The organism is Agrobacterium sp. (assembly GCF_032092815.1).
Lineage (GTDB): Bacteria > Pseudomonadota > Alphaproteobacteria > Rhizobiales > Rhizobiaceae > Agrobacterium.
Map to the genome: position 1 here is coordinate 32,430 of NZ_DAMDBP010000023.1, position 1,504 is coordinate 33,933.

Consider the following 1,504-nt stretch of genomic DNA (forward strand, 5'->3'; position numbering starts at 1 on the left):
GATATTGAGCCAGTGGTGATTGATTATCTCAGCAACCCGCCATCGCGGCCGGAGCTGGAAAAGCTCATCTCGGATGCCGGTTTGAGCGTTCGTCAGGCCATCAGGGAAAAGGGCACACCTTACGCAGAGTTGGGGCTGGACAATCCTGATCTCACCGACAGCCAGTTGCTGGATGCCATGTTGCAGCACCCCATCCTCATCAACCGCCCCTTCGTTGTCACGCCCTTGGGCACACGGCTCGCCCGGCCGTCCGAACTGGTGCTGGATATCCTGCCGGACAGTTTCACCGGTGCCTTTTCCAAGGAAGACGGCGAACAGGTTCTTGATCAGGAAGGAAAACGTCTTGTCTGATCCTTTCCCCGCTTTGCAGGCGCAGCATCTTCGCCAGACGGATCTTGATGCCCTGCGTCCGGCCTTTTCCACGCACAAGCCGCGCATTCTCATTCTCTATGGCTCGTTGCGCGAAGTCTCTTACAGCCGCTTGTTGGCGAAAGAAGCTGGCCGTCTGCTGGAAAGGCTGGGCTGCGAGGTCAAGATCTTTGATCCCGCCGGTCTGCCATTGCCGGATGAAGCGCCCGCCAGCCATCCCAAGGTGCAGGAATTGCGGGATTTGACGCAGTGGTCGGAAGGCCAGGTCTGGGTCAGCCCGGAGCGGCACGGCGCCATGACCGGCATCATGAAGGCGCAGATAGACTGGATACCTTTGTCGCTTGGCTCCATTCGCCCCACGCAGGGCAAAACCCTTGCGGTCATGGAAGTGTCCGGTGGCAGCCAGTCCTTTAATGCGGTCAACCAGATGCGCATTCTTGGCCGCTGGATGCGGATGATCACCATTCCCAATCAGTCATCGGTCGCCAAGGCCTTTCAGGAATTTGACGCCGATGGCCGCATGAAACCATCGTCCTATTATGACCGGGTGGTGGATGTCTGCGAAGAACTGGTCAAGTTCACGCTTCTCACGCGGGATGCCTCGGCCTACCTGACGGACCGGTACAGCGAGCGCAAGGAACAGGCGCTGGAACTGGAAAAGCGTGTGTCGCTGAAGTCCATCTAGGCAAACACTGTCAGCTGGCATCTGATCTGCTCGGGTGCCGGCGCGCGGGGTGCGGGGCCAACCTTTGCTCCAGCCGCCTTTCAGATGGTGCTTTTGTCTCGCACAGATGCGGCAACTGCCATGAAGGCGATGATGCCAAGCGCGCCAATCATTGAAATCACGAACAGGGATAGGGTGGTTCCAATTCGGTCCATGGCGGCGGCAAACAAAAATGGTGCCGCTGCTCCCGTTGCCAGCCGCGCACCGGCCATTTTGCCGGTTATTGCGCCGTAACCGGCAGATCCGAAAAGATAAAGCGGCAGGCTGCCTTGCGCGATGCTGTTGATGCCGGAGCCAAGCCCCAGGCAGATTGCAAAGGCTACAGCGCCGGGCAACCAGTCGCCAGACAGGCCAAGCACAATCACACCCAGCACGATAAAGCTGGCAGAGGTTATGGCGAGGGCCGGCGGT

The 1,504-nt window shown here is 59.0% G+C and carries 2 protein-coding genes and 1 pseudogene; 2 read left to right on the top strand and 1 reads right to left on the bottom strand.

Going from position 1 to position 1,504, the window contains the following annotated elements:
• On the top strand, positions 1-351 hold a 351-nt coding region (locus RT613_RS14650), incomplete at its 5' end, for an ArsC/Spx/MgsR family protein (RefSeq protein ID WP_313616435.1).
• A complete protein-coding gene (gene arsH / locus RT613_RS14655; RefSeq protein ID WP_313616505.1) occupies positions 326-1,054 on the top strand; it encodes an arsenical resistance protein ArsH in 729 nt (242 codons plus the stop codon). The genes RT613_RS14650 and arsH, both read left to right, overlap by 26 nt.
• Before the next feature lie 80 nt (positions 1,055-1,134).
• On the opposite strand, the pseudogene RT613_RS14660 reads toward arsH, so the two are convergent.
• A pseudogene (locus RT613_RS14660) lies at positions 1,135-1,504 on the bottom strand (MFS transporter); the annotation flags it as partial.